We start from the raw sequence: 19,531 nt of genomic DNA, 5'->3' as shown, positions 1-19,531 counted from the left end.
AATGCGGGCCTTGTTGCATCTGCGACAGCCTCAGGCCGGCAGGCCGAGCTCCACGCCCAGCTGGCGCGACAGGCACGGCCAGTTCTGCCAGGCCGCCAGGGTTTGCGGGCTGGCGAGGCGGGCTCGGTATTCCTGCACCGAGTCCTGACGGAACACACTGTCGTCGAGCAGTTCGTCGAGTGCGTGGTGCACGGCCTCGTCCAGTTGGTTGGCGAAGGGCTCGCCGATCAGCTGGTGGGCGATCACGTTGGCCACCGTGGTATCCAGCGGAATCAGCGGCTGGCCGAGGTGGGCGATGTAGCGATCGTTGACCTCTTCGACCAGGCGATGGGCCAAGTAGGCCTCGTCCAGCAGGGCATCGAGCCCCTGGTGACCTTCCATGATGCTCGGCGGGCTGAGGAAGAACTGCTCCGCCAGCTTGAGCACCGGTTTCACCCTCGGCTCGATGCCGGCCTCGCGGGCCACGGCGTGGGCGGCATCGAGCACGTCGGGCACCTGCTCAATGTAGGCGGCGACGAAACGGGCCAGTGCGCCGTGGGCGTCGCGGGAGGGCAGCTGGATGCTGGGGTGCAGACGATCGAGCTGGGCGTCGAGCTGCCGGGCCAGGTCGCCGCTGCCGGCTTCATGGTCGAGGGCGCGCTGGATCAATTCGCGTAGGGCGGGGGTATTCATGACGGCTCCGGAAGGACATGAGGCGAACAAACGAAACTCACCTTAGCTGGCAGGCGAGCGCCGCTAAGATCGGATTGTCATATTTATTTAATGGTTATGCAGGGCGGCTATATAGAAGCCCTGTCGAAAAGTCGTCATGCCGCGCGTCCCTAGGGCGCCGCGGGGTGCGTAAGAAATCGGGCGTTAATTTTCTGACTGCGTTGTGATGTCGCGGTCGCTGGCTATACTCGAATCGCAAGGCGTTACCTGATGGAACCGGACGGGCTGCGGCACGGAGAGGTTTCGACAGTTTCAGCCAGCAGTATCGGCATGGTCGATCCCTGAGCCGCAGGCTTAGCCGGCGGGATAACAAGAACAACGAGGGGAACCCGCAATGATGCGACATCCACGAGTCTGGATGGGCCTCCTGCTGTGGCTGGCATTTGGCTCGGCGCACGCCGAGTGGGCAGTGAATATGCTGCCGGGTGTCACCGAGGTCAGCCGTTCAGTCTTCGACCTGCATATGATCATCTTCTGGATCTGCGTCGTGATCGGCGTGGTGGTCTTCGGCGTGATGTTCTGGTCGATGCTCATCCACCGCCGCTCCACCGGCCAGCAGCCGGCGCACTTCCACGAAAGCACCACGGTAGAGATCCTCTGGACCGTCGTGCCCTTCGTCATCCTGGTCGCGATGGCCGTGCCGGCCACCAAGACGCTGATCGACATCTACGACACTTCCGAGTCCGAGCTGGATATCCAGGTCACCGGCTACCAGTGGAAATGGCACTACAAGTACCTGGGCCAGGACGTGGAGTTCTTCAGCAACCTGGCCACGCCCACCGACCAGATCTACAACAAGGCCGAGAAGGACGAGCATTACCTGCTGGAGGTCGACGAGCCGCTGGTGGTGCCGGTGGGCACCAAGGTGCGCTTCCTGATCACCGCGGCCGACGTGATCCACTCCTGGTGGGTGCCGGCCCTGGCGGTGAAGAAGGACGCCATCCCCGGCTTCGTCAACGAATCCTGGACGCGCATCGACGAGCCCGGCATCTACCGCGGCCAGTGCACCGAGCTGTGCGGCAAGGACCACGGCTTCATGCCGGTGGTGGTCGAGGCCAAGAGCAAGGAGGACTTCGCCGTGTGGCTGGCCGAGCGCAAGGAGCAGGCGGCCAAGCTCAAGGAGCTGACCAGCAAGGAATGGACAGTGGAAGAGCTGGTCGCGCGCGGCGAGAAGGTCTACCAGACCAACTGCGCCTCCTGTCACCAGGCCGAGGGCCAGGGCATGCCGCCGATGTTCCCGGCGCTCAAGGGCTCGAAGATCGCCATCGGGCCGACCAAGGATCACCTCGACATCGTCTACCACGGCAAGCAGGGCACGGCGATGGCCGCGTTCGGCAAGCAGCTGTCGGAAGTGGACATCGCCGCCGTCATCACCTACGAGCGCAACGCCTGGGGCAACAACACCGGTGACATGGTGACCCCGAAGGAAGTGCTGGAGCTCAAGCAGGCCGAGGAGAAGTGACATGAGTGCTGTGATCGACTCTCACAAAGAGCATGGTCATGCCGGGCATGACCACCACCACGGCCCCGCCAAGGGCCTGATGCGCTGGGTGCTGACCACCAACCACAAGGACATCGGCTCGATGTACCTGTGGTTCAGCTTCGCCATGTTCCTGCTCGGCGGGTCCATGGCCATGGTGATCCGCGCCGAGCTGTTCCAGCCGGGCCTGCAGATCGTCGAGCCGGCCTTCTTCAACCAGATGACCACCATGCACGGCCTGATCATGGTGTTCGGCGCCGTGATGCCGGCCTTCGTCGGCCTGGCCAACTGGATGATCCCGCTGATGGTCGGCGCGCCGGACATGGCCCTGCCGCGGATGAACAACTTCAGCTTCTGGCTGCTGCCGGCGGCCTTCGGCCTGCTGGTCAGCACGTTGTTCACCGAGGGCGGCGGGCCGAACTTCGGTTGGACCTTCTATGCGCCGCTGTCGACGACCTACGCGCCGGAATCGGTGACCTTCTTCATCTTCGCCATCCACCTGATGGGCATCAGCTCGATCATGGGTGCGATCAACGTGATCGCCACCATCCTCAACCTGCGCGCCCCCGGCATGACCCTGATGAAAATGCCGCTGTTCGTCTGGACCTGGCTGATCACCGCCTTCCTGCTGATCGCGGTGATGCCGGTGCTGGCCGGCGTGGTGACCATGATGCTGATGGACATCCACTTCGGCACTAGCTTCTTCAGCGCGGCCGGCGGTGGCGACCCGGTGCTGTTCCAGCACGTGTTCTGGTTCTTCGGCCACCCCGAGGTGTACATCATGATCCTGCCGGCGTTCGGCGCCGTCAGCTCGATCATCCCGGCCTTCGCGCGCAAGCCGTTGTTCGGCTACACCTCGATGGTCTACGCCACGGCTTCGATCGCCTTCCTGTCGTTCATCGTCTGGGCGCACCACATGTTCACCGTCGGCATCCCGCTGACCGGCGAGCTGTTCTTCATGTACGCCACCATGCTGATCGCCGTGCCCACCGGGGTGAAGGTGTTCAACTGGGCCAGCACCATGTGGCAGGGCTCGATGACCTTCGAGGCGCCGATGCTGTTCTCGGTGGCCTTCGTCATCCTGTTCACCATCGGCGGCTTCTCCGGGCTGATGCTGGCCATCGCCCCGGCGGACTTCCAGTACCACGACACCTACTTCGTGGTGGCGCACTTCCACTACGTGCTGGTGCCCGGTGCGATCTTCGGCATCTTCGCCTCGGCCTACTACTGGCTGCCGAAGTGGACCGGCCACATGTACGACGAGACTCTCGCCAAGCTGCATTTCTGGATGAGCTTCATCGGCATGAACCTGGCGTTCTTCCCGATGCACTTCGTCGGCCTGGCCGGCATGCCGCGGCGGATTCCGGACTACAACCTGCAGTTCGCCGACTTCAACATGATCTCGTCGGTGGGTGCCTTCACCTTCGGCGCCACCCAGTTCCTCTTCCTGTTCATCGTCATCAAGTGCATCCGTGGCGGCAAGCCGGCCCCGGCCAAGCCCTGGGACGGCGCCGAGGGGCTGGAATGGACGGTGCCGTCGCCGGCGCCCTACCACACCTTCTCCACACCGCCGGAAGTGAAGTAGGAGCGCGGCGATGAGCGACGCCCTGGACAACCGCCGCCTGGTCTTGCGCCTGCTGGCCGTGGTAGCCGGCATGTTCGCCTTCGGTTTCGCCCTGGTGCCGATCTACGACGTGATGTGCCAGGCCTTCGGCATCAACGGCAAGACCGCCGGGGCCTACCAGGGCGAGCAGGTGGTGGACGAGGCGCGCCAGGTGCGCGTGCAGTTCCTCGCCACCAACGCCGCCGGCATGTCCTGGGAGTTCGGGCCCGCGGCGGACGAGCTGACCGTGGTGGCCGGGGCGAGCAACGAGATGCTGTTCGTCGCCCACAACCCGACGGACAAGCCGATGACCGCCCAGGCCATCCCCAGCGTGGCCCCGTCCAAGGCCGCTGCGTTCTTCCACAAGACCGAGTGCTTCTGCTTCACCCAGCAGGTGCTGCAACCCGGCGAGCGCATCGAGATGCCGGTGCGCTTCATCGTCGATCGTGACCTGCCCAAGGACGTGAAGCACCTGACCCTGGCCTACACCCTGTTCGATATCACTGCGCGGCAACCGCCCGTCGCGCAGGCGACTCTTGCCCAGACAGCCCCTAGCCGGGCGGCTCCATAAGGAGAACAAGAAATGTCGAGTCACGAGAACTACTACGTTCCCGCCCAGAGCAAGTGGCCGATCGTCGCCACCATCGGCATGCTCACCACAGTGTACGGCGTGGCCACCTGGTTCAACGACCTCAAGGCCGAGCGCGCCGAGTCCAACGGCCCACTGATCTTCTTCATCGGCGGCCTGATCCTCGCCTACATGCTGTTCGGCTGGTTCGGCGCGGTGATCAAGGAGAGTCGTTCCGGCCTCTACAGCCCGCAGATGGATCGCTCGTTCCGCTGGGGCATGAGCTGGTTCATCTTCTCCGAGGTGATGTTCTTCGCCGCCTTCTTCGGTGCGCTGTTCTACATCCGCATGTGGGCCGGTCCGTGGCTCGGCGGCGAGGGCGACAAGGGCGTGGCCAACATGCTCTGGCCGGGTTTCGAATACAGCTGGCCGCTGCTCAACAACCCGGACCCGAAACTCTTCCCGGCGCCCAGCGGCGTGATCTCGGCCTGGGGGCTGCCGCTGATCAACACCATCCTGCTGGTCACCTCCAGCTTCACCGTGACCTTCGCCCACCACGCGCTGAAGAAGAACAACCGCAAGCCGCTGAAGATCTGGCTGGCCCTGACCGTGCTGCTCGGCATCGCCTTCCTGATCCTGCAGGTCGAGGAATACGTACACGCCTACAACGAACTGGGCCTGACCCTGGGCTCGGGCATCTACGGCGCCACCTTCTTCATGCTCACCGGTTTCCACGGCGCCCACGTGACGCTCGGGGCGCTGATTCTCACGGTGATGCTGGTGCGGGTGTGGCGCGGGCATTTCGACGCGGACCAGCACTTCGGCTTCGAGGCCGCCAGCTGGTACTGGCACTTCGTCGATGTGGTGTGGATCGGCCTGTTCGTCTTCGTCTATGTGCTCTAAGACAGGGCGTTACCAGGTGACATGAGTGACCAGCTGGCCGCTGTAGAAGCCCCAGGCGATCAACGCCAGGGTGAGGGCGGCCAGGATCACGCGGACGGTCAGCGCATTGACCACCCGCGAGCCGCGGCCCTCGTCCTTGACCAGGAAGAACAGGCCGCTGAACAGGCTGACCAGGGTAGCCAGCAGCAGGAGGATGATCGCGGCCTTGAGCATGCGTGACTCCGGGGGATGGGGAATGATGTGCCGTTTCAGTATAGCCAGCCGCCTGCGGACCTTCGGGGGAAGGGCGTGAGCGGCTTCCGCCCGGGCCTGCTGCCCAGCATCGCGGTGGTCTTGCTGCTGCCGTTGCTGATCGGCCTGGGCTTCTGGCAGCTGTCGCGCGCCGAGCAAAAGCGCGCGCTGCTCGATGACTTCGCCGCCCGTGAGCATGCCGCGCCCATGGCGGTGGCCGAGCTGGAGCGCCAGTCCGATCTCGCCCACCTGCGCATTCGCCTGCACGGTCAGTTCGACGAACGCCACAGCCTGCTGCTGGACAATCGCCAGCGTGGCGGCCAGGTCGGCGTCGAGCTGCTGCAGCCTTTCTACGACCAGTCCTCCGGCCTGTGGCTGCTGGTCAACCGCGGCTGGCTACCCTGGCCGGATCGGCGCACGCCGCCGCAGTTCACCACACCGGACGGTCCGCTGGAGCTGGTGGCGCGGGTTCACGTGCCGGTCGGCGAGGCCTTCCAGCTGCAGGCCGACCCGGCGGGTAGTGCCTGGCCGCGGCTGATCACCGCCGTCGAGCCGGAGCGCCTGTGGCACCAGCTCGGGCGCGGCGGCATGAGTTACGAGGTGCGCCTCGAACCCGGCCCCGCCGCGTACCGGGCCGAGTGGCCGCTGGTGGCCATGGGGCCGGAGAAGCACACCGGCTACGCCGTGCAATGGTTCGCCCTGGCCGCCGCCTTGGTCGGTCTCTACCTCTATCTCGGTTTGCACAATTCACGACAGAACGCGCGGGAGCAGCAGCATGAGCACAGCCATGAATCCGGTCCTCTCCACCCCTGACGCTCCGCCGGCACGCGCCCGTGGACGCCTGCAGCTAATGCTGCTGCTGCTGGTGGCGATCGGCCCGATGATCCTCGCCACTGCCATGTATCAGTGGCGTTTCTGGGTGCCGGACGGACGCAACTACCACGGCACCCTGATCGGCGACGGCACCCAACTGGCCGACATCGGCGTGCAGGGCGCCGCGCAGGAGCGCTGGCAATTGCTGATCACCGCCCCCGGCGACTGCGCCGAGGATTGCCGCCAGTTGGTCTACACCGCCCGGCAGATCCATATCGGACTCAACCGCGATGCCACCCGCGCGGTCCACGGCCTGGCGCTGAGCGGGCAGGTGGACGCCGCCTATGACGACGAGCTCAAGCGCGAATATCCGCAACTCGGCCGCTATCGGCTGGAGGACGCGGGCTACGGCAAGGCCGTGCCGGCGGGCGAGGGTGCGCAACTGTGGATCGTCGACCCCCAGGGCAACCTGGTGCTGCGCTACGGCGCCGAGACCAAGGGCAAGGACATCCTCAACGACCTGCGATTGCTGCTGAAGCTGTCGCAGATCGGCTGACCGACTCCGACTGCCGGCCCATAACAGCAAGAGAGGCCCCGGATGAGTGAACGCAAGACCCTGCCCGGCTACCGCCTGGCCCTGTTCGCCACCGCCCTCGCGGTGGTGGTGGTACTGCTCGGCGCCTACACCCGGCTGACCCACGCCGGCCTCGGCTGCCCCGACTGGCCGGGCTGCTACGGCTTCATCGGCGTGCCGATGAGCGAGCACAAGCAGACGCTGGCCGAAGCACGCTTCCCCCACGCGCCGGTGGAGGTGGAGAAGGGCTGGAACGAGATGGTCCACCGCTACTTCGCCGGCACCCTCGGCCTGGTCATCCTCGGCCTGGCCGTGCAGGCCCTGCGGTGGCGCGCTGTCGAAGGCCAACCGGTCAAGCTGCCGTTGCTGCTGCTCGGCGTAGTCATCGCCCAGGCCGCCTTCGGCATGTGGACGGTCACCCTCAAGCTATGGCCGCAGGTGGTCACGGGCCACCTGCTCGGCGGCTTCACCACCCTGGCCCTGCTGTTCCTGCTCAGCCTGCGGCTGTCCGGCGCGCTGCCGGTGTTGCTCGGCCTTTCCCTGCGCCTGCGCGCGCTGGCCGGCGTGGCGCTGGTGCTGGCGGGCTGCCAGATCGCCCTGGGCGGCTGGGTCAGCTCCAACTACGCGGCGGTGGCCTGCGTCGACCTGCCGACCTGCCATGGCGAATGGTGGCCGGCGATGGACTTCGCCAACGGCTTCCACCTGACCCAGCACATCGGCCCCAACTACCTCGGCGGCCAGCTGGACAGCGACGCCCGCACCGCCATCCATATGACTCACAGGCTGGGCGCGGTGGTGCTCAGCCTGGTCCTGCTGCTGCTGGCCTGGCGCCTGCGCGCCGCCGGGCTCGGTGGCCTGGCCGGCCTGCTGCTGCTGGCGCTGGCCGCGCAGGTCAGCCTGGGCGTGAGCAACGTGCTGCTGCACCTGCCGCTGGCCGTGGCCGTGGCGCACAACGCCGGTGGCGCCGCGCTATTGCTGGTGCTGGTGCTGATCAACTATCGCCTGCGGGCGGTTCCCCTGGCGGCGAGCAAGCGCGTGGAGGCCGATCTGGCCTCTACCCGGCTCGCTCCGCTGGGTAAATAAGCAAGGAGATACGCCATGGCTACTGCGCTGCGAGCCCACTCCGAATCCGCCAGTTGGCGCGACTATCTGGAGCTGACCAAGCCCCGGGTGGTGCTGCTGATGCTGATCACCTCGCTGGTCGGCATGTTCCTCGCCACCCGCGCCGGCGTGCCCTGGACCGTGCTGGTGTTCGGCAATCTCGGCATCGGCCTGTGCGCCGGTGCGGCGGCAGCGGTCAACCATGTGGTCGACCGGCGCATCGACTCGATCATGGCGCGCACCCACAAGCGTCCGGTCACCGCCGGGCGGCTCTCGGTGCCGGCCGCGCTGGGCTTCGCCCTGCTCCTGGCGGTGGCCGGGATGGCGCTGCTGCTCAGCTTCACCAACGAGCTGGCCGCCTGGCTGACCCTGGCCTCGCTGCTCGGCTACGCGGTGCTCTACACCGGCTTCCTCAAGCGCGCCACGCCACAGAACATCGTGATCGGCGGCCTGGCCGGTGCCGCGCCGCCGCTGCTGGGCTGGGTCGCGGTCACCGGGCATATCAGTGCCGAGCCGCTGCTGCTGGTGCTGATCATCTTCGCCTGGACGCCGCCGCACTTCTGGGCCCTGGCCATCCACCGCAAGGCCGAATACGCCAAGGCCGATATCCCGATGCTGCCGGTGACCCATGGTGAGCACTACACCAAGGTGCACATCCTGCTGTACACCGCGGTGATGCTGGCCGTGACCCTGCTGCCCTACGCCATCCACATGAGCGGGCCGCTCTATCTCGCCGCCGCGCTGGTGCTCGGCGGGCGCTTCATGTTCTGGGCCTGGGTGCTGTACCGTGACAGCCGGCCGCACGCCGCGATCAACACCTTCAAGTACAGTATCTGGTACCTGTTCCTGCTGTTCATCGCCCTGCTGGCGGACCACTACCTGCTGCTCAACCTGTAGCGCCTGCCCTGTCCAAGAGAGATTGCATGAGCCGTACCCAGAAGACCGTCCTCGTTCTCGCCGCCTGCGTCGCCCTGGTGCTGGGCCTCACCGTCAACAAGGTGCTCAACAGCAAGGGCGACGGTACCGACAAGGTGGCGCTGCTCGACGCCGGCATCGTCCTGCTGCCGCAGAGTCGCGACCTGCCGAGCCTCGCGCTGACCGATCAGAACGGCCAGCCGGTGCAGGTGGATGAACTCAAGGACCAGTGGAGCCTGCTGTTCTTCGGCTACACCTTCTGCCCGGATATCTGCCCGGCGACCCTGGCGCAGATGCGCCAGCTGCAGGGCATGCTGCCGGCCGAGGTCAAGGACAGGCTGCGCGTGGTGCTGGTGACGGTCGACCCGCACCGCGACACGCCGGAGCAGCTGAAGAAGTACCTGGGCTATTTTGACGCCGGCTTCCAGGGCCTCACCGGCGCCGAAGCCGATATCCAGAAGCTGGCCAGCGCCGTGAGCATCCCCTTCATTCCGGCCGACACCAGCAAGGAAAACTACACCGTCGACCACAGCGGCAACCTGGTGATCATCGGCCCGGATGGCACCCAGCGCGGCTTCATCCGCGCGCCGGTGAACAACGACAAGCTGGCCGCCCAGCTGCCGGGTCTGCTCAAGTCGAGCTGATCACCGCGCGCCTCATTTGGCGAACAGCTGACCGATATCCTTGAACGCCTTGAACTCCAGCGCGTTGCCGCAGGGGTCGAGGAGGAACATGGTCGCCTGTTCGCCGACCTGGCCCTCGAAGCGCACATAGGGCTCGATCACGAAGCTGGTTTGCCGCGCCCGCAGGCGCTTGGCAAGCGCCTCCCAATCCGCCCAGCCCAGTACCACGCCGAAATGCGGCACCGGCACGTCGTGGCCGTCCACCGGATTGCTGTGGGCGGCCTCCTGGTGCGGCATCTTCGGCGCCTCGTGGATCACCAGCTGGTGGCCGAAGAAGTCGAAGTCCACCCAGTGCTCGCTACTGCGGCCCTCGGCGCAGCCAAACACCTCGCCATAGAAATGCCGGGCGGCGGAAAGGTCGTAGACGGGAATGGCCAGGTGGAACGGGGCGATGCTCATGGGCGGTCCTCATCATGGTTTCTACCTCACCTTAGCCTCAATAAAATTCCTGAAAAGCGAATATCCTTGCTCGCGAGCCCAAGAATTTTCGATCAAACGAGGCGGCCATGCTGCGTGAGTTGAAGACCTTCGTCGCGGTGGCCCGCCACGGCACCTTCGCCGCCGCCGGCCAGCGCGTCGGCCTGACCCAGTCGGCGGTCAGCGCGCAGATGCGCAACCTGGAGCAGGCCCTCGGCCAGCGCCTGTTCGACCGCAGTGGGCGCAGTGCCGAGCTGAATGCCGCCGGCCGCCACGCCCTGCCCCTGGCTGAACAGATGCTCGCGCTGTTCGCCGAGATGGGCCGCCCCGAAGCGGCCGGCGAATGGCGCGGCGAATTGCGCCTGGGGGCCATCGCCAGCGTGCAGACCGGCCTGCTGCCCGAGGCGCTGCCGCGCTTTCGCCAACTGGCGCCGCATGTGGAGCTGAAGCTGGTACCGGGTGTCTCCCTCGATCTGCTCAGCCGGCTGGATGCCGGCGAGCTGGACCTGGCGTTGCTGATCAAGCCGCCTTTCGAGTTGCCCAAGGATCTGCAGCAGTTGCCGCTGGCCCGCGAGCCCTTCGTGCTGATCGCGCCCGAGCATGTGGCGGGAGACGATCCGCTGCAGCTGCTCGCCAGCCACCCGTTCGTGCGCTACGACCGCAGCTCCTTCGGTGGCCGCCAGGTCAGCCGCTTCCTGCGCGAGCGGCAGCTGCAGGTGCGTGAAGCCATGGAGCTGGACGAGCTGGAGGCCATCGTGCGCATGGTCGAGGCGGGGCTGGGCGTGTCGCTGATCCCGCTGGCCGGCCTGTGGCGCGAGCACGGCGCGCGGGTGAGGGTCATCGAGCTGGGCGAGCTGACCTTCCACCGCGAACTGGTGGCGCTGCTGCGCCGGGCCCAGCGCCAGCCGGCGCTGGAATGCCTGCTGCAGTGCCTGCGCGCGCGGGCATGAAAAAGCCCGCACGCGGCGGGCTTCTTCGAGGGCTGGAAGACGGCGATCAGAACGCCGGCACCACGGCGCCCTGGTACTTGTCTTCGATGAACTTCTTCACTTCCGGGGTCTGCAGAGCCTTGGCCAGCTTCTGCAGCGCGGCGTTGTCCTTCTGCTCGGCCTGGGCCACCAGGATGTTCACGTAGGGCGAGTCCGAGCCTTCGATCACCAGGGCGTCCTGGGTCGGCTTGAGGCCGGCTTCCAGGGCGTAGTTGGTGTTGATCAGGGCCAGGTCGACCTGGTCCAGCACGCGCGGCAGGGTGGCCGCTTCCAGCTCACGCACCTTGATGTTCTTCGGATTCTCGGCGATGTCCTTGACGGTGGCGGTGATGCCGGCGCCGTCCTTCAGCTTGATCACGCCGGCCTTCTGCAGCAGCAGCAGGGCGCGGCCGCCGTTGGTGGCGTCGTTGGGGATGACCACCTGGGCGCCTTGGCTCAGCTCGTCCAGCTTCTTGATCTTGCTGGAGTAGGCGCCGAAGGGCTCCACGTGCACGCCGCCGATGCTCACCAGCTGAGTGCCGCGCGAGGCGTTGAACTCGTTCAGGTACGGCTGGTGCTGGAAGAAGTTGGCGTCCAGGCGGCCTTCGGCGACCTGCACGTTCGGCTGCACGTAGTCGGTGAAGACCTTGATCTTCAGGTCGACGCCTTCCTTGGCCAGGGCCGGCTTGACGAATTCGAGGATCTCCGCGTGCGGCACGGCGGTGGCGGCGACGCTGATCGAGTCGGCGGCCTGGGCGGCGGCGGAAGTGAGGGCCGCGGCGGCGGCCAGGGCAGTCAGCAGTTTCTTCATGTTCAACTCCTTGTGGGATTTTGGCGCGGGGTCCGGCGGGTGGCCGGTCGCCCGCTGTTCTGGGTTTACTTGCGGGAAAAATGGATGACCAGCCTGTCGCCGACCATCTGCAGCACCTGCACCAGGACCAGCAGCAGGATGACGGTGACCGCCATCACGTCCGGCTGGTAGCGCTGGTAGCCGTAGCGCACGGCCAGGTCGCCGAGGCCGCCGCCGCCGATCAGGCCGCTCATGGCGGTGTAGGAGACCAGGGTGATGGCGGTGACGGTGGTGGCGGCGATCAGCCCCGGTAGCGCCTCCGGCAGCAGCGCGCGGAAGATGATCTGCAGGGTGGTCGCGCCCATCGCCTGAGTCGCCTCGATGATGCCGCGGTCGACCTCGCGCAGGGCGGTCTCCACCAGGCGCGCGAAGAACGGCGTGGCGCCCACCACCAGTGGCGGGATGGCGCCGGCGACGCCCAGCGAGGTGCCGGTGATCAGCACGGTCAGCGGGATCATCAGGATCAGCAGGATCACGAACGGCACCGAGCGCAGCACGTTGACCACCAGCGACAGCACGGCGTACAGCGCGCGCTGCTCGAACATCTGCCTCGGGCCGGTGAGAAACAGCAGCACGCCGAGCGGCAGGCCGAGCAGCACGGTGAACAGGGTAGCGCCGCCGAGCATGTTGAGGGTGTCGAGGCTGGCGTAGCCGATTTCTTCCCAGTCGACATTCGGTAGCCAGTTGGCCAGCAATTGCTCGAGCATCAGCGCAGTACCTCCAGGTGCACGTCGGCGGCCTGGAAGCGCGCCAGCGCGGCGTCGATGTCGCCGCCGGTCAGGGCCAGGGTCAGCTGGCCGTAGGGGGTGTCCTTGATGCGGTCGATGCGCCCGGCGAGGATGCTGTAGTCCACGCCGGTCTCGCGGGCCACGGTGCCCAGCAGCGGCGCGTAGGTGGCCTCGCCCTGGAAGGTCAGGCGCAGGATGCGGCCTTCGACGTGGGCGAAGTCGTCGCGTTGCTCACCCTCGTCGATCTGCTCGTCCTCCAGCACGAAGCGGCGCGTAGTGTCGTGCTGCGGGTGGAGGAACACCTGCGCCACCGGGCCCTGTTCGACGATGCGCCCGCCGTCCATCACCGCCACCTGGTCGCAGACCCGGCGGATCACGTCCATCTCATGGGTGATCAGCACGATGGTCAGGCCCAGCTCGCGGTTGATCTCGGCCAGCAACTGCAGGACCTGGGCGGTGGTCTGCGGGTCCAGGGCGCTGGTGGCCTCGTCGCAGAGCAGGATCTTCGGCCGGGTGGCCAGGGCGCGGGCGATGCCGACGCGCTGCTTCTGGCCGCCGGAGAGCTGCGCCGGATATTTGTTGGCGTGGTCGCTGAGGCCGACCCGCGCCAGCAGCTCGGTGACCCGCTGGGCGATTTCCGCGCGGCTCAGCTCGCCGGCCAGTTCCAGCGGCATGGCCACGTTGGCGGCGACGGTCTTGGCGGAGAGCAGGTTGAAGTGCTGGAAGATCATCCCGACCTGGCGGCGGAAGCGGCGCAGGCCGTTGGCATCCAGCGCGGTGACATCTTCGCCGTCGATGGCGATGCGGCCGCCGCTGGGCTCTTCCAGGCGATTGATCAGGCGCAGCAGGGTGCTCTTGCCGGCACCGGAATGGCCTATCAGGCCGAACACCTGACCCTGCTCGATGCGCAGGTCGGTGGACTGCAGGGCGGGAACGTCCCGCCCGGAGACCCGATAGGTCTTCTGGACGTGGTGAAACTCGATCACTGAGCGAACCTTGTGGGTACGTTTGAGGGCTGTCTGCCGGCGATGGGGGTGGGCCAGCGAAAGCGTAGGCGGTTGGCCGAAAGCGGGGCATTTTAGCCGCTTTGTTTATGCGCTCTTAGTCTTTATTGGCCTGAATTGCATTAAGAAAGGAATAAGAGCGAAACGGCCGCCTCAAGGGCGGCCGTGATGGCGCAGGCGAGGGGTCAGCCGCTGCTCTGCGGGCTCAGTACCAGCCGCGGCTCCTGGTCCGGCTTGAGCACCGGCGAGAACTGCGGCGCGAAGCCCGGGTCGAGTTTCTTGATGCGCGCCGAGAGCAGCGCAGCGACGAAGGGATAGTCCTTGGCCTCGCGCACTTCCAGGCGCACCGCGCAATCGAAGGCGACCACGTCGGCGGCTACCTGGTCGAGCAGTGCGCGCAGGCTGTCGCGGTCATTAGCGTCGAGCATCGGCATGGGCACGCTGCTGCTGACGGCGCTCGGGTCGATCAGGCGCGCCTGTGGCGCGTTGTCGGCCACGGCGGCGGGCGCCTCGAGCTTGGCGACCACCGGGACCAGCGCCGCTGCCGGCTCCGGCTCTACGGCAGCAGCGGCCTCGCGTTCGGCGGCGGCCTTCTCTTCGGCCAGCTGCTGTTGGCGGGCGCGCTCGGCTTCCTTGCGGGCGATGATGGCCTCGGCCTCGCGCAGGCGGCGCTCGATCTCGTCGCGGCGTGCCTCGGCATTCTCCGGCGCGGCGGCAGGTACGCCCGCGACCGGCTGCGGGCGCTCGGGCGCCGGCTCCTTGCGCGCCACCGGGGCGACGGCCGGCGTGGCGCCGCCGACTTGCGCGGTGACCGCCTGGTACTGCTGTTTAAGCGCCGGGGAGGCGGCCTGCAGGTGGCGTTCGCCCCGGGCTAGGGCCGCGGCGGCGCCGCTCGCATCGCCGGCCTGCAGCTGCTGGCGGCCTTGCTGCAGGTAGGCGCTGGCCAGTTCGCGCTGGTACTGGCCGATGCGCACGTCGTTGGCGGCGGCGCGCTGGCTCACCGCGTCGAGGGAGGCTTCGGCCGTCTGCAGTTCGCCACGGGCGATCTGCGCGGAGACCTGGTTGAAGTCCTTCACCAGTTCATCCACGGTCCAGTATTCGGCACGGGCTTCGCTCAGCAGCAGGCCGAGGCCGAGTGCGGCGAGAAAACGATAGGCATCCTTGTTCATCATGTGACCCGTTGGTTTTGTGGCGTTTTAGTCTGAGCAAAAAACGCCCAATCCTAACGGGCCCGGCGCGGCAGGGCAAAGCCTGCGAGGAAAATTGCTGCCGCTGATACCACGATAGAAGGCCCGGCCGGCGTGTCCTGGAACCACGAGAGGCTCAAGCCCGCGGCTACCGCGAGCATGCCGAGGAAACTCGCGCCGATCGCCATCTGCTCCGGCGTGCGTGCGTGGCGCTGGGCGGCGGCGGCCGGGATGATCAGCAGAGAGGTGATCAGCAGCACGCCGACGATCTTCATCGCCACCGCGATGACCACCGCGATCAGCAGCATCAGCGCCAGGCGCAGCCCCGCCACCGGCAGGCCCTCGACCCGCGCCAGCTCCTCATGCACGGTGATCGCCAGCAGGCGCCGCCACAACGGCAGCAGCAGGGCCAGGACCAGGGCGCTGCCGCCGAGAATCCAGGCCAGGTCGCTGTCGCCCACCGCCAGCAGATCGCCGAACAGGTAGCCCATCAGGTCGATGCGCACCTCGTCCATGAAGCTCAGCACGACCAGGCCCAGCGACAGGGTGGTCGGCGCCAGGATGCCCAGCAGGGTGTCTGAGGCCAGCGGTTGGCGCTGCTGCAGGGTGACCAGCAGCACGGCCAGCAGCAGGCAGCCGGCGGTCACCGCCAGGGTCGGGCTGAGGTCGAGCAGGAAACCCAGGGCGACGCCGAGCAGGGCCGCGTGGGACAGGGTGTCGCCGAAATAGGCCATGCGCCGCCACACGACGAAGGAACCGAGCGGGCCGGCGACCAGCGCCAGGGCCAGGCCGGCGAGCAGGGCATTGAAGAGAAAATCGGGCATCAGTGCTTGCATCCCGGACCGTGCACATGGGCCGGACCGTGAATGGTCAGGCCGGGCGACTCGACCACGGCGCCATGCAGGTCGTGACTGTGGTCGTGGTGGTGGTGGTAGATGGCCAGGCTCTTGGCGTCCTGGCCGAACAGCTCGACGAACGCGGGGTCGTTGCTGACCTGCTCCGGGTGGCCTGAACAGCAGACGTGGCGGTTGAGGCAGACCACCTGATCGGTGGTGCTCATTACCAGGTGCAGGTCGTGGGACACCATCAGCACGCCACAGCCGTGGCGGTCGCGCAGCTGGGTGATCAGCCGGTACAGCTCGGCCTGGCCGGCCACGTCGACGCCCTGCACCGGCTCGTCGAGTACCAGCAGCTCGGGCTGGCGCAGCAGGGCGCGGGCCAGCAGCACGCGCTGCAGCTCGCCACCGGAGACGCTCTGCAGCGGACTGTCGAGCACCTGCCCGGCGCCGACTTCTTCCAGCGCGGCGCGCGCGGCGGCGCGGTCGACGCCCGGCACCAGGCGCAGGAAGCGCAGCACCGAGAGGGGCAGGGTCGGGTCGACGTGCAGCTTCTGTGGCATGTAGCCGATGCGCAGGCGCGTCTTGCGCCGCACCGTGCCGCTGTCCGGCTTGAGCAGGCCGAGCACGGCGCGCACCAGGGTGGTCTTGCCGGCGCCGTTGGGGCCGATCAGGGTGACGATCTCGCCGGGACGCACGGTGAGCTGCACCTGCTGCAGGACCGGCTGGCCGGCGAAGGCAACGCCCACGCCGTCCAACTGGATCAGCGCGTCGCTCATGCCGCCTCCCGACAGCTGGCGCACAGGCCGACGACTTCGACGGTCTGGTTTTCCACGGTGAAGCCGACTTCGCCGGCACCGCTGGAAATGGCCTCGCTGATGGTCGGCAGCTCCAGTTCGATGGCGGTGTGGCAGGCCTTGCAGATGAGGAACTGGCCCTGGTGCAGTTGGCCGGGGTGCACGCAGCCGACGAAGGCGTTGAGCGAGGCGATGCGGTGGACCAGGCCGTTCTCCAGCAGGAAGTCCAGCGCACGGTAGACGGTGGGAGGCGCGGCGCGGCGGCCGTCCTCCTCGCTCAGCACGGCGAGGATGTCGTAGGCGCCGAGCGGCTTATGGCTGGCCCAGACCAGTTCCAGCACGCGCTTGCGCAGCGCGGTCAGGCGCGTGCCCTGCTTGGCGCAGATCTGCTCGGCCTCGGCCAGAGCATCGACGACGCAGCGCGAATGGTCGTGCGGCAGGCAGGCCAGCGGGGTGTTGCCGGTGTAGGGCTTGAACATGGCGAGACGTCCGGGTGGAGAGACGTTATTCTATTACCCTTTTGCATTCGAGTCTTGCCGTCGTGTCACGCCTTTTCCTGTTCCTCGCCGCCGCCCTTCTCAGCCTCCACGTCCAGGCCGAAGTGAAGGTACTCACCAGCATCAAACCGCTGCAGCTGATCGCCGCCGCCGTCCAGGACGGCCTCGGCCAGCCAGAGGTATTGCTGCCACCGGGCGCATCGCCGCACCACTTCGCCCTGCGCCCGTCCGACGTGCGCCGGGTGCAGAGCGCCGAGCTGCTGTACTGGATCGGCCCGGACATGGAGAGCTTCCTGCCGCGTGTGCTCAGCGGCCGCGAACGGCCGAGCGTCGCCGTGCAGGCGCTGCCCGGATTGACGCTGCGCCACTTCGGCGAGGGCGAGCATCACCATCACGAGCACGAAGGCGAACAGCATGACCATGCTCACCGCCCCGGCAGCCTGGACGCGCACCTCTGGTTGCTGCCGACCAATGCCCGGGTGATCGCCGCGAAGATGGCCGCCGACCTGGCCGCCGCCGATCCGGGCAACGCCGCGCGCTACCAGGCCAATCTGCAGGCCTTCGAGCGGCGCCTCGCGAGCCTCGATGGCGAACTGAAGTCGCGCCTGGCGCCGCTGGCCGAGCAGCCATTCTTCGTCTTCCACCAGGCCTTCGACTATTTCGAGTCCGCCTACGGCCTGGAGCACGCCGGCGTATTCAGCGCCGCCAGCGAAGTGCAGCCCGGCGCGCGCCAGGTCGCCGCCATGCGCGAACGGCTCAAGGCCGCCGGCCCGGCCTGCGTGTTCAGCGAGCCGCCGCTGCGCCCGCGTCTGGCCGAGACGATCTCCGCCGGCCTGCCGGTGCAGCTGGCCGAACTGGATGCCCTGGGCGCCAGCGCACAGAGCTACGAGCAACTGCTGCGGAACCTAGCCGACGGGCTGGCCGGCTGCCTGGAAGGTCTCTGAGCGGCGTCATGCGCGGCAAGAGAGGGCTGTGGGCGACGCTGACGCTGGGGTTGATGAGCCTGAGTGCGCTGGCCGGCTGGCAGGCGGCGCGCTGGCAGGCGGGGCTGGTGGATCTGCTCTGCTCTGGGGACTTCGCCGACTACCGCACCACCGTCGCACTGGATGACGGCGCGGGGCTCACGCTGCCGGCCGGCACGCGCCTGCGCGTGCGCTTCTGCGAATACAACGCCCAGGCGCAGCTGGAGCTGCTGATCGACAAGCGCGAATTCACGCAGCTTCAGCCGGTCGCCACGCCCGAGGGCGAGCGCTGGCTCTACAACCTGCGACCCGCCACGGATTCCGCTGCTCGCGACTAGAGCGGGCCCAGGCTGCCGGTCAGCTCATGAGCGCTTGGCGCGTTTCCCAGGCGCCGCCGCGCGGCCCTCGAGCCGGTTGGCCGACGCTCAGAGGGCGAAGGGCAGCGCCAGATCCACCCGATGGCGCCGGGCCAGGCGCCGCTGGAACTCGGCGGGATCCTTGACCAGCACGTCGCGGCCCTGGAAACGCCGCGCGGCGATCAGCCGCGACAGCCAGAAGCGCAGGCAGGCGATGCGCAGCATGGCCGGCCACAGCTCGGCCTCGGCGCGAGTGAAGGGCCGCAGCGCGGCATAGGCGCCGAGCAGGGCGCGGGCGCGTGGCAGGTCGAAGTCGTCGTCGGGCTGGGAGCACCAGTCGTTCAGGGTGATCGCCAGGTCGTACAGCATCGGCCCGGAACAGGCGTTGTAGAAGTCGATCACCCCGGCCAGTTGGTTGCCGTCGAACAGCGCGTTGTCGCGGAACAGGTCGGCGTGCAGGTTGGCGCGCGGCAGGGCGAGGATGCGCGCCTTCAGCGTTTCCACTTCCTGCAGGCTGTCGCGCAGCAGCGGCAGTTGTTCGTCGTGCAGCTCCAGGGCCAGCACCGTGCCCTCTTCCAGCATCCAGTCGAGGCCGCGGTCGCTGCGCCGCTCGAGGATATCGTCGCGGGTCGCCAGGTGCAGGCGCGCCAGCCAGGTGCCGACTTCCTGGCAGTGATGGGCGTTGGGCTGGGCGAGGTGCTTGCCGGCCAGGCGCGGCTGCAGCAGCGCGGGCTTGCCGGCCAGTTCGCGCAGGGCCTCGCCGCTGCGTGTCGGCACCGCGTAGGGCACCGGCAGACCGGCCTGGTGCAGGCGTTCGAGCAGGTCGACGAAGAACGGCATGTCGCCACGCGGGCCGCGTTCCACCAGCGTGAGGACGAACTCGCCGCCCTCCAGGCTGATGAAGAAATTGCTGTTCTCGCTGCCGGCGGCGATGCCCTGGAAGTCCTTCAGGCGGCCAAGCCCGTAAGGCTCGAGGAAGACTTCCAGTTCATGACGTTCGAGGGGGGTGAAAACGGACATGGAAGGTTACCAGCTGAAGATTTCCCAGGCGGGGATGAGCATGTCCGGCTGGTCGGAGCGAACGAAGTTGCCTTCGCTGCCGTCGGCTCGCACCAGGAAGTAGGGCTTGCCGTTCTTCGGCGTGACCTTGATGGCGTAAAGAAATCCGTTCTGCCGGTATTCGGTGATGGTCTTGTCGCCGTCCTGGCGGATGGTCACGTCCGGGTCGCCGGTGACCTCTTCCTCGGCCATCGCGACCAGGGGGCTGGCGACCAGCAGGGCGGCCAGCATCAGGCGGTTCAATGCGCGCATGGTAACCTTGTCCTTTCTCGTCAATGGTCCGGCCAT

The 19,531-nt window shown here is 67.3% G+C and carries 24 protein-coding genes; 12 read left to right on the top strand and 12 right to left on the bottom strand.

All coding sequences use genetic code 11. The features are described from left to right. Nucleotides 1-30: 30 nt before the first annotated feature. Nucleotides 31-672 (bottom strand): hypothetical protein, encoded by a 642-nt coding sequence (locus NF616_RS05890; protein WP_252272235.1) that lies wholly within the window; start codon nt 670-672, stop codon nt 31-33. Nucleotides 673-1,045: 373 nt separating this feature from the next. Here NF616_RS05890 and coxB point away from each other — a divergent pair, with 373 nt between their 5' ends. The 4 genes from coxB to NF616_RS05870 are packed head-to-tail and all read left to right on the top strand — an operon-like array spanning nt 1,046 to nt 5,265. Beyond that, nucleotides 1,046-2,173, top strand: coding sequence for a cytochrome c oxidase subunit II (gene coxB, locus NF616_RS05885; RefSeq protein WP_252272233.1), 1,128 nt, complete (start codon nt 1,046-1,048; stop codon nt 2,171-2,173). 1 nt (nt 2,174) lies between these two features. Further along, on the top strand, nt 2,175-3,776 hold the full coding sequence (gene ctaD, locus NF616_RS05880) for a cytochrome c oxidase subunit I (RefSeq protein WP_252272231.1): 1,602 nt from the start codon (nt 2,175-2,177) through the stop codon (nt 3,774-3,776). Between the two features lie 10 nt (nt 3,777-3,786). Next, nucleotides 3,787-4,365, top strand: a complete 579-nt coding sequence (locus NF616_RS05875; protein WP_252272229.1) for a cytochrome c oxidase assembly protein — start codon at nt 3,787-3,789, stop codon at nt 4,363-4,365. Nucleotides 4,366-4,377: 12 nt separating this feature from the next. Further along, a complete protein-coding gene (locus NF616_RS05870; RefSeq protein WP_252272228.1) occupies nt 4,378-5,265 on the top strand; it encodes a cytochrome c oxidase subunit 3 in 888 nt (295 codons plus the stop codon). Nucleotides 5,266-5,274: 9 nt separating this feature from the next. Here the strand turns inward: NF616_RS05870 and NF616_RS05865 are convergent, their stop codons facing one another. Continuing rightward, on the bottom strand, nt 5,275-5,478 hold the full coding sequence (locus NF616_RS05865) for a twin transmembrane helix small protein (RefSeq protein ID WP_252272226.1): 204 nt from the start codon (nt 5,476-5,478) through the stop codon (nt 5,275-5,277). Nucleotides 5,479-5,553: 75 nt separating this feature from the next. Between NF616_RS05865 and NF616_RS05860 the strand changes: the two genes are divergently transcribed. Genes NF616_RS05860 through NF616_RS05840 form a run of 5 tightly spaced genes read left to right on the top strand, consistent with a single transcriptional unit; the run spans nt 5,554 to nt 9,543 of the window. After that, on the top strand, nt 5,554-6,309 hold the full coding sequence (locus NF616_RS05860; RefSeq protein WP_252272224.1) for an SURF1 family protein: 756 nt from the start codon (nt 5,554-5,556) through the stop codon (nt 6,307-6,309). Beyond that, nucleotides 6,284-6,865 (top strand): PA_0111/PP_0108 family redox-active disulfide protein, encoded by a 582-nt coding sequence (locus NF616_RS05855; protein WP_252272222.1) that lies wholly within the window; start codon nt 6,284-6,286, stop codon nt 6,863-6,865. Before NF616_RS05860 ends, NF616_RS05855 begins: the two co-directional genes overlap by 26 nt. Before the next feature lie 42 nt (nt 6,866-6,907). Continuing rightward, a complete protein-coding gene (locus NF616_RS05850) occupies nt 6,908-7,966 on the top strand; it encodes a COX15/CtaA family protein (protein ID WP_252272221.1) in 1,059 nt (352 codons plus the stop codon). 15 nt (nt 7,967-7,981) lie between these two features. Further along, nucleotides 7,982-8,881 (top strand): heme o synthase, encoded by a 900-nt coding sequence (gene cyoE / locus NF616_RS05845; RefSeq protein WP_252272219.1) that lies wholly within the window; start codon nt 7,982-7,984, stop codon nt 8,879-8,881. Between the two features lie 26 nt (nt 8,882-8,907). Continuing rightward, nucleotides 8,908-9,543, top strand: a complete 636-nt coding sequence (locus NF616_RS05840; protein ID WP_252272217.1) for an SCO family protein — start codon at nt 8,908-8,910, stop codon at nt 9,541-9,543. A gap of 12 nt (nt 9,544-9,555) precedes the next feature. On the opposite strand, the gene NF616_RS05835 is transcribed toward NF616_RS05840, so the two are convergent. Beyond that, nucleotides 9,556-9,981: a VOC family protein gene (locus NF616_RS05835; RefSeq protein ID WP_252272215.1), complete on the bottom strand. Its 426-nt coding sequence runs from the start codon at nt 9,979-9,981 to the stop codon at nt 9,556-9,558. Nucleotides 9,982-10,088: 107 nt separating this feature from the next. On the opposite strand from NF616_RS05835, the gene NF616_RS05830 reads away from it, so the two are divergent. Then, nucleotides 10,089-10,949 (top strand): LysR family transcriptional regulator, encoded by an 861-nt coding sequence (locus NF616_RS05830; protein ID WP_252272213.1) that lies wholly within the window; start codon nt 10,089-10,091, stop codon nt 10,947-10,949. Between the two features lie 46 nt (nt 10,950-10,995). On the opposite strand, the gene NF616_RS05825 is transcribed toward NF616_RS05830, so the two are convergent. From NF616_RS05825 to NF616_RS05795, 7 genes are all read right to left on the bottom strand, one after another. Then, nucleotides 10,996-11,778, bottom strand: a complete 783-nt coding sequence (locus NF616_RS05825; RefSeq protein ID WP_252272211.1) for a MetQ/NlpA family ABC transporter substrate-binding protein — start codon at nt 11,776-11,778, stop codon at nt 10,996-10,998. A gap of 65 nt (nt 11,779-11,843) precedes the next feature. Continuing rightward, nucleotides 11,844-12,524, bottom strand: coding sequence for a methionine ABC transporter permease (locus NF616_RS05820; RefSeq protein ID WP_252272209.1), 681 nt, complete (start codon nt 12,522-12,524; stop codon nt 11,844-11,846). After that, nucleotides 12,524-13,531, bottom strand: a complete 1,008-nt coding sequence (locus NF616_RS05815; protein WP_252272207.1) for a methionine ABC transporter ATP-binding protein — start codon at nt 13,529-13,531, stop codon at nt 12,524-12,526. Before NF616_RS05815 ends, NF616_RS05820 begins: the two co-directional genes overlap by 1 nt. A gap of 203 nt (nt 13,532-13,734) precedes the next feature. Continuing rightward, a complete protein-coding gene (locus NF616_RS05810) occupies nt 13,735-14,718 on the bottom strand; it encodes a hypothetical protein (RefSeq protein ID WP_252272205.1) in 984 nt (327 codons plus the stop codon). Between the two features lie 53 nt (nt 14,719-14,771). Further along, nucleotides 14,772-15,560, bottom strand: coding sequence for a zinc ABC transporter permease subunit ZnuB (znuB, locus tag NF616_RS05805; protein WP_252272203.1), 789 nt, complete (start codon nt 15,558-15,560; stop codon nt 14,772-14,774). Continuing rightward, nucleotides 15,560-16,351 (bottom strand): zinc ABC transporter ATP-binding protein ZnuC, encoded by a 792-nt coding sequence (gene znuC / locus NF616_RS05800; RefSeq protein ID WP_252272201.1) that lies wholly within the window; start codon nt 16,349-16,351, stop codon nt 15,560-15,562. The genes znuB and znuC overlap by 1 nt, the downstream gene beginning before the upstream one ends. Next, nucleotides 16,348-16,848, bottom strand: a complete 501-nt coding sequence (locus NF616_RS05795) for a Fur family transcriptional regulator (RefSeq protein ID WP_252272199.1) — start codon at nt 16,846-16,848, stop codon at nt 16,348-16,350. Before NF616_RS05795 ends, znuC begins: the two co-directional genes overlap by 4 nt. Before the next feature lie 62 nt (nt 16,849-16,910). On the opposite strand from NF616_RS05795, the gene NF616_RS05790 reads away from it, so the two are divergent. Beyond that, nucleotides 16,911-17,810 carry a zinc ABC transporter substrate-binding protein gene (locus tag NF616_RS05790; RefSeq protein WP_252272197.1) on the top strand — a complete coding sequence of 300 codons (900 nt, stop codon included), beginning with the start codon at nt 16,911-16,913 and terminating at the stop codon, nt 17,808-17,810. Between the two features lie 8 nt (nt 17,811-17,818). Further along, the gene (locus tag NF616_RS05785; protein ID WP_252272195.1) at nt 17,819-18,166 is read left to right on the top strand and encodes a hypothetical protein; all 348 of its coding nucleotides are present in this window, start codon (nt 17,819-17,821) and stop codon (nt 18,164-18,166) included. 87 nt (nt 18,167-18,253) lie between these two features. Here the strand turns inward: NF616_RS05785 and NF616_RS05780 are convergent, their stop codons facing one another. Together NF616_RS05780 and NF616_RS05775 are read right to left on the bottom strand one after the other, a co-directional pair. Beyond that, on the bottom strand, nt 18,254-19,204 hold the full coding sequence (locus NF616_RS05780; protein ID WP_252272194.1) for a homoserine kinase: 951 nt from the start codon (nt 19,202-19,204) through the stop codon (nt 18,254-18,256). Between the two features lie 6 nt (nt 19,205-19,210). Further along, on the bottom strand, nt 19,211-19,495 hold the full coding sequence (locus NF616_RS05775) for a DUF2782 domain-containing protein (RefSeq protein ID WP_252272191.1): 285 nt from the start codon (nt 19,493-19,495) through the stop codon (nt 19,211-19,213). Nucleotides 19,496-19,531: the final 36 nt, after the last annotated feature.

Origin of the sequence: Pseudomonas subflava (genome assembly GCF_023823685.1) — a bacterium.
GTDB classification, from domain to species: domain Bacteria; phylum Pseudomonadota; class Gammaproteobacteria; order Pseudomonadales; family Pseudomonadaceae; genus Aquipseudomonas; species Aquipseudomonas subflava.
This window is presented reverse-complemented; position numbering and strand designations above follow the sequence as displayed.

Coding starts and splice junctions, on each gene's coding strand:
- NF616_RS05890 (WP_252272235.1), bottom strand. CDS start 672: ATGAATACCCCCGCCCTACGCGAATTGATCCAGCGCGCCCTCGACCAT.
- coxB (WP_252272233.1), top strand. CDS start 1,046: ATGATGCGACATCCACGAGTCTGGATGGGCCTCCTGCTGTGGCTGGCA.
- ctaD (WP_252272231.1), top strand. CDS start 2,175: ATGAGTGCTGTGATCGACTCTCACAAAGAGCATGGTCATGCCGGGCAT.
- NF616_RS05875 (WP_252272229.1), top strand. CDS start 3,787: ATGAGCGACGCCCTGGACAACCGCCGCCTGGTCTTGCGCCTGCTGGCC.
- NF616_RS05870 (WP_252272228.1), top strand. CDS start 4,378: ATGTCGAGTCACGAGAACTACTACGTTCCCGCCCAGAGCAAGTGGCCG.
- NF616_RS05865 (WP_252272226.1), bottom strand. CDS start 5,478: ATGCTCAAGGCCGCGATCATCCTCCTGCTGCTGGCTACCCTGGTCAGC.
- NF616_RS05855 (WP_252272222.1), top strand. CDS start 6,284: ATGAATCCGGTCCTCTCCACCCCTGACGCTCCGCCGGCACGCGCCCGT.
- NF616_RS05850 (WP_252272221.1), top strand. CDS start 6,908: ATGAGTGAACGCAAGACCCTGCCCGGCTACCGCCTGGCCCTGTTCGCC.
- cyoE (WP_252272219.1), top strand. CDS start 7,982: ATGGCTACTGCGCTGCGAGCCCACTCCGAATCCGCCAGTTGGCGCGAC.
- NF616_RS05840 (WP_252272217.1), top strand. CDS start 8,908: ATGAGCCGTACCCAGAAGACCGTCCTCGTTCTCGCCGCCTGCGTCGCC.
- NF616_RS05835 (WP_252272215.1), bottom strand. CDS start 9,981: ATGAGCATCGCCCCGTTCCACCTGGCCATTCCCGTCTACGACCTTTCC.
- NF616_RS05830 (WP_252272213.1), top strand. CDS start 10,089: ATGCTGCGTGAGTTGAAGACCTTCGTCGCGGTGGCCCGCCACGGCACC.
- NF616_RS05825 (WP_252272211.1), bottom strand. CDS start 11,778: ATGAAGAAACTGCTGACTGCCCTGGCCGCCGCCGCGGCCCTCACTTCC.
- NF616_RS05820 (WP_252272209.1), bottom strand. CDS start 12,524: ATGCTCGAGCAATTGCTGGCCAACTGGCTACCGAATGTCGACTGGGAA.
- NF616_RS05810 (WP_252272205.1), bottom strand. CDS start 14,718: ATGAACAAGGATGCCTATCGTTTTCTCGCCGCACTCGGCCTCGGCCTG.
- znuB (WP_252272203.1), bottom strand. CDS start 15,560: ATGCCCGATTTTCTCTTCAATGCCCTGCTCGCCGGCCTGGCCCTGGCG.
- znuC (WP_252272201.1), bottom strand. CDS start 16,351: ATGAGCGACGCGCTGATCCAGTTGGACGGCGTGGGCGTTGCCTTCGCC.
- NF616_RS05795 (WP_252272199.1), bottom strand. CDS start 16,848: ATGTTCAAGCCCTACACCGGCAACACCCCGCTGGCCTGCCTGCCGCAC.
- NF616_RS05785 (WP_252272195.1), top strand. CDS start 17,819: ATGCGCGGCAAGAGAGGGCTGTGGGCGACGCTGACGCTGGGGTTGATG.
- NF616_RS05780 (WP_252272194.1), bottom strand. CDS start 19,204: ATGTCCGTTTTCACCCCCCTCGAACGTCATGAACTGGAAGTCTTCCTC.
- NF616_RS05775 (WP_252272191.1), bottom strand. CDS start 19,495: ATGCGCGCATTGAACCGCCTGATGCTGGCCGCCCTGCTGGTCGCCAGC.